The sequence below is a fragment of the Frankia sp. AgKG'84/4 genome (genome assembly GCF_023242965.2).
Classification (GTDB): Bacteria; Actinomycetota; Actinomycetes; order Frankiales; family Frankiaceae; genus Frankia.
In genome coordinates this window covers 1-5,563 of record NZ_JALKFU020000348.1, presented here as the reverse complement: position 1 = coordinate 5,563, position 5,563 = coordinate 1, and the positions used below count along the sequence as shown (strand labels likewise).

The following is a 5,563-nucleotide window of genomic DNA, read 5'->3' as shown; positions in this document are numbered from 1 at the left end:
GTCGCCGGGTCCGCGGACCGTTCGGCGCTCACAGGATCTCCCCGCTGGCGGCGGCCGCCGGCTCGACACCACCACGCCCGCGCAGGGCGCGCCGGGCACCGGGCACCCAGCGGGCACGCAGCGCGATCAGTACCGCGACGCACACTGTCAGCAGGATGAGGGACAACGCGATCGCGGCGTCCGGGTCGTTCTCCAGGGCCAGGTAGACGGCCAGCGGCATCGTCTGGGTGGTGCCGGGGAAGTTGCCGGCGAAGGTGATCGTCGCGCCGAACTCGCCCAGCGCCCGCGCCCAGCACAACGCGGCGCCGGCGGCCACCGAGGGGGCGATGAGCGGGACGGTGATGCGGTGGAAGGTCGTCCACGGGCTGGCGCCGAGAGTGGCGGAGGCATCCTCGTAGCGGCGGTCGGAGCTGTTGAGCGCGCCCTCGACCGAGACGATGAGAAAGGGCATCGCCACGAACGTCTGCGCGACCACCACCCCGGTGGTGGTGAACGGCAGGGTGAACCCGAACCAGTGGGACAGCCACTCACCGAGCAGGCCGCGCCGGCCGAGGGCGAGCAGCAGTGCCACGCCGCCGACCACGGGCGGCAGCACCATCGGCAGGGTGACCAGCGCCCGCAGCAGACTGCGTCCCGGGAAGCGGGTGCGGGCGAGCAACCAGGCCAGCGGGATGCCGAAGACCAGCGACAGGCCGGTCGCGATGGTCGCGGTCCGCAGGGACAGCAGGAGCGCCTGCCGGACGTCGGCCTGGGTGATCAACTGGCCGAGACCGGACCAGGGCGTCCGCGCCAGCAGGCCGACGAGCGGCAGCAGCAGGAACAGGACGGCGATCGACGCCGGCACCCACAACGCCCAGGGCACCCGCCGACGGGTCTCCCGCCGCACGGACCGGCCGCGCGGAAAGAGCCCACGCGCCAGCCCGGGGCGGTCCGCGGACACCGCCGATGCCGAGATGTCGGAACTCGTCATCGCCGGCGTGGACCCCTCTCCCAGGACGGACGTGACCGATGGACGTGGCCGGCGACTCGCCGGACGCTCGCGCGAGGCGCGCCGATGCGCGCCGGGCTCAGCGGCGTTCGGGCATCTCGATGACGACGTTGGTCGACTTCACCGCGCCGACGGCGAGAACACCGGGCTCGAGACCGAGTTCGTCGGCGGCCTCCCGGCTCATCAGGGAGACCAGGCGGTGCGGACCGGCCTGGATCTCCACCTGGGCCATCACCGTGTCCCGGGTGACCCGGGTGATGATGCCGGGGAAGCGGTTACGGGCCGATTCGGCCACGACGGGAATGACCGTGCTTGTCTGCTCGCCGGCCATATCCTTGGCGAACGCGGCCAGGTTGGTACCTTCGACCGCGCGGCGGCCGGCGTCGTCCAGGACGGTTGGCAGGCGGCCGCTGTCCGCCCACCGGCGGACTGTGTCGTCGCTGACACCAAGCAGCGCCGCTGCCTCACTGATCCGAAATCTCGGCATTCCTGGATAGTAACCCCGCAAGTTCGGAGGCTTCGCGCTGGTTCAACCGAATTTGCGGTGATTTTCCTTGCGTTTTTGCCGCTCGTGCGGAGTTGAACTCCGGCGGTGGTGGCGAGGAGGCCGCCGTGGCCTGGCCGGCCCGCCACGGGCGGGATGCCCCGTTAGCGCCCAGCCGCCGGCCGGAAGCGGCACGATGCGAAGGTAGCCCACCCGACCCCGCCCCCGGAGGGTTTGCCCGTGACACCGCCTGCCAAGCCGTCCACCACCCGCGGCCGGATCCCCGATCCGGACCGCAGCGCCGCCGATGCGGCACGGATCAACGTCCGCGCGCTGCTCGTCGAGGGCGATCGGATCCTGCTCGCCAACGTTCGTGGTCACACTACCTTCCGCCTGCCCGGCGGCCGGGTGGGACCCGGGGAGAGCGTGCAGGTGGCGCTGCGCCGACTGCTCGACCTGCAGGCCGGCATCGAGGTCGACGCCGTGACCTTCGTCGGCTGCCTCGAGTCGACGGGCGTCGACCGCGGTGTGCCGGTCACCGAGGTCGATGTCATCTTCGCCGTCGACCGGTCCTGGGCCGGCGAGTTCGGCAGTCGCCTCGACGACCTCGATATCGTCTCGGCCCCGCTGGCCGGACTGGCCGACCTTCAGCTGCGCCCCGCCAGCCTGCGCCAGCTTCTGCCCGAATGGCTGCTGCACGCCCGGCCGACCTGGTTCAGCGCGGCCAGGAGCTGACCGCCGCGGACGGACCGCCCGTCCGCTGTTGACCTCCACTTGACTTCAGCTCCTAGCGTCCGGGCCAGAACCCGGCGGCCGTGTCCGCGGCCGCCGGACCCCGCCCGATCTGGAGAGCTGCGCATGTACGCGGTCCGGTTGCACGAGTTCGGCCCGGCGGAGAACCTGCGGTACGAAGTGGTCGAGGACCCGCGTCCCGGGCCCGGCGAGGTGCGGATCCGGGTCGAGGCGGCCGGCGTCCACGTTATCGACACCCGGCTGCGCGAAGGCATCCCCAGCGGCCCGCTGCCCGCGCCGACGCTGCCGACCGTTCCCGGCCGGGAGGTCGCCGGCGCTGTCGACGAGGTCGGCGTCGGCGTCGACCCGGCCTGGCGCGGCCAGCGGGTCGTCGCGCACCTCGGTCCGGACGGCCACGGCTATGCCGAACGCGCCGTCCGGTCGGTCGCCCACATCCACCCCGTGGCCGACGAACTGACCGCGGCCACCGCCGTCGCCATGATCGGCACGGGGCGCACGACGATGGGCGTGCTCGAGGTGGCCGCGCTGACCGCCCGGGACGTCGTGCTGATCACCGCCGCGGCCGGTGGTATCGGCGGCCTGCTCGTCCAGGCCGCCCGCCACGCCGGCGCCACCGTCGTCGGGGTGGCCGGGGGAGCCGCGAAGGTCGAGGCGGTCCGCCGGCTCGGCGCCCACGTCGCCGTCGACTACACCCTTCCCGACTGGCCGGACGCGGTCCGCGACGCGCTCGAGGGCCGGCCCGTGACGGTGACCCTCGACGGCGTCGGTGGCCGGTCCGGCCGCGCCGCCCTGGACCTGACCGGCCGGGGCGGACGCGTCCTCATGTTCGGCTGGTCGGCGGGCGAGCCGACCGCCGTCACCCCCGCGGACGTGGCGGAACGCGGCCTGCGCGTGGAATCCGAGCTCCCGGGCCGCATCATGCGCCGTCCAGGTGGCATCGCCGCGCTGGAGGACGCCGCGCTCGCCGCCGCCACCGCCGGGACGCTGGTGCCGAGCATCCAGGCATTCCCCCTCGCGCGGGCCGCCGCCGCCCACAGCGCGCTCGAGCGTCGGGAGACCATCGGCAAGGTCGTCCTCGTGCCCTGAGCGGGTCCTCGTACCCGCGGCGGCCGCGCCTGGCCGAGCTGGTCGAGGCCGGCGCGTTGACCGAGGTCCGGGTCGCCGGCTGGTCGGCGCGGGCGTATGCCCGGCCGAACCTCGCCGTGCCCCGTCGTGCCGCCGCCCGCACGCTGCTGTCCCCGTTCGATCCGCTGGTGTGGGAACGGTCCCGGGTCCGCCGGCTGTTCGGGATGGATCTCGTCCTGGAGCTCTACACGCCCGCGCCGCGTCGGCGGTTCGGCTACTACGTCCTGCCGTTCCTGCTCGGCGACCGGCTCGCCGCCCGCGTCGATCTCAAGGCCGACCGCCAGCGCCGCGTTCTGCGGGTCGCCGCCGCCTGGTACGAGCCGCCGCTCGAGCCCGCCATCCCCGGACCCCGCCGGCCGGCCGACACCGACCCGGACGGTGCGGCGGCCGGCGGCCCGTCGGTGGCCCCGCCTGTCGGGGATCCAGCGGCCGGGGATCCAGCGGCCGGGGACGTTGCCGGGGTCGCGCGCGAACTCGCCGCCGAACTCGGGGAACTCGCCCACTGGCTGGCGCTCGACGGGATCGAGGTCGCCCCGGTGGGTACCCTCGCGTCCCCGCTCGCGCACGCGATCGTCGAGGCCACGGCCGGGTAGCTGGCCGCCGGCTACCCTCGCGGAGTGCCACCTTCCAGATCGAATCAACCTGGCGTGGCCAGCCGCGCACACCGGCCCACAGCGCGCCACGGGCGGACGGGTCCATGCACACCGTCGGCGTGACGGGGCACCGCGGCCTCACCGAAGAGCAGAGCGGCCTCGTCGCCGCGGAGCTTCGCCGGGTGCTGCGGCCGATCGCCGCCGGTGGCTTCGCCGGTATCACCTGCCTGGCAGACGGCGCGGACACCGTCTTCGCGGACGTGGTCCTCCAGCTCGGTGGACGGCTGATCTCGGTGATTCCCGCCGTCGGCTACCGGGAGTTGCAGCCGCGCAGCCACCTGGGTGATTTCGACCGGCTGCTGACAAGCTCCGCGGAGGTCCGCCGGCAGGATCGCCCGACCCCCGATCTGGCGAGCCTGATGGACGCCAGCCGCTTACTGGTCGATGCCTCGGACCGGATCCTCGCGGTCTGGGACGGTCTGCCCGCCCGCGGCTTCGGCGGTACGGCGGACGTCGTCGACTACGCGCGGCGACGCAACTGCCCGGTTCAGATCATCTGGCCGCGGGGGGCCGTGCGCCGGCCCGTCGACACCGCGGCGGACGCCGATCCGACCACCCCGCGGGCCGACCGGGACTAGCTCGCCTCCGGCCGATCATGGTGAGGGGACGGCGCCCTCCAGCGCGACCGGTTGGCAACGCGGCCGGCGCCTGCGCAGAGGCCGGCGGGCCTACCACGGCCAGCCGGCCGGGGATCCGTCAAGCCTGCCGGCGGATGGCGGAGATCGCCGGTGGCGCGATGCTCAGCGGGGAGTCAGCGCCACGACACCGATGGGGACCGCGGCAAGGCCGGTGCCGGCTGCGGCCGGGGAGCTGGCTGTTGTGCTGGCCGTTCCAGCTGGTGCCTGCCGCGCCGATGGCTGGTTGGCACTGGAGGCTGCTGGTACCGCTGCGGCCTGTGCCCGCACGGCCGGAATCCGGCCCATCGGCCGGTTGGCCGCGGCCCGGACCGCCGGTTGCTGCGCCGCAGGCTGTGGTGCGACTGGCTGTGGTGCGACTGGCTGTGGTGCGGCCGGGTTCGCGGCGGCCGGGCGTACTGCGGCCGGGGGCACTGCGGCCGGGGGCACTGCGGCCGGCTGTGGTGCCGCAGGCTGTGGTGCCGCAGGCTGGGGTGCGGCTGGCTGGGGTGGGGCTGGCTGGGGTGCGGCGACCGACGGCCTGTTCGTCGGGGTGAGCGGGGTGATCAGCAACCCGGCCGGCAGCTGCGCGGCCAGGTCCGTTCCGCTGCTCGGTGCCCGGCCGACGGTCCCGGGCTTCTCGCCTCCCACGGCCGGCTGGCCCGCGGCCGGGGACGGCCCGGTGAGGTCGCCCCCTACGGGAGCGGCTGCCAGGGTCAGCATGCTCACCGCGGAGTCCTGGGCACTCAGATGTCGCTGCTGCTCCCGCGCGGCTGGTGCGAGTGCGTCGTCGTCCCTGGTGGGTTTCGGCGCGGTGGCGGTGCCGGCCGAGGGGACAGGCGCGGCGGGGGCGTGATCGTCGCCGGATCTGGTCTCGTGCAGGGGTGCCTGGGCCCCGGTGGTCACGTCGTCGCTCCCGGCCGCTCCGAGCCCCGCGGCCGTAGCC

Annotated in this window: 6 protein-coding genes; 4 read left to right on the top strand and 2 right to left on the bottom strand. The window is 74.5% G+C overall.

Translation table 11 applies throughout. From position 1 onward, the window contains the following. Positions 1-28 precede the first annotated feature (28 nt). Together MXD58_RS18760 and MXD58_RS18755 are read right to left on the bottom strand one after the other, a co-directional pair. Positions 29-970 carry an ABC transporter permease gene (locus MXD58_RS18760; protein ID WP_248836477.1) on the bottom strand — a complete coding sequence of 314 codons (942 nt, stop codon included), beginning with the start codon at positions 968-970 and terminating at the stop codon, positions 29-31. A 97-nt stretch (positions 971-1,067) separates the two neighbouring features. Then, the gene (locus tag MXD58_RS18755) at positions 1,068-1,475 is read right to left on the bottom strand and encodes a TOBE domain-containing protein (protein ID WP_248836478.1); all 408 of its coding nucleotides are present in this window, start codon (positions 1,473-1,475) and stop codon (positions 1,068-1,070) included. 237 nt (positions 1,476-1,712) lie between these two features. Between MXD58_RS18755 and MXD58_RS18750 the strand changes: the two genes are divergently transcribed. The 4 genes from MXD58_RS18750 to MXD58_RS18735 all read left to right on the top strand — a co-directional run bounded on the left by MXD58_RS18750 (position 1,713) and on the right by MXD58_RS18735 (position 4,581). Next, entirely contained in the window at positions 1,713-2,207 is a 495-nt protein-coding gene (locus tag MXD58_RS18750; RefSeq protein WP_248836479.1) for an NUDIX domain-containing protein, read from the top strand. A gap of 123 nt (positions 2,208-2,330) precedes the next feature. Beyond that, a complete protein-coding gene (locus MXD58_RS18745) occupies positions 2,331-3,311 on the top strand; it encodes a zinc-binding dehydrogenase (protein WP_248836480.1) in 981 nt (326 codons plus the stop codon). Then, entirely contained in the window at positions 3,230-3,943 is a 714-nt protein-coding gene (locus MXD58_RS18740; protein ID WP_250609646.1) for a DNA glycosylase AlkZ-like family protein, read from the top strand. Before MXD58_RS18745 ends, MXD58_RS18740 begins: the two co-directional genes overlap by 82 nt. Before the next feature lie 104 nt (positions 3,944-4,047). Then, on the top strand, positions 4,048-4,581 hold the full coding sequence (locus tag MXD58_RS18735; RefSeq protein ID WP_248836481.1) for a hypothetical protein: 534 nt from the start codon (positions 4,048-4,050) through the stop codon (positions 4,579-4,581). Positions 4,582-5,563 lie beyond the last annotated feature (982 nt).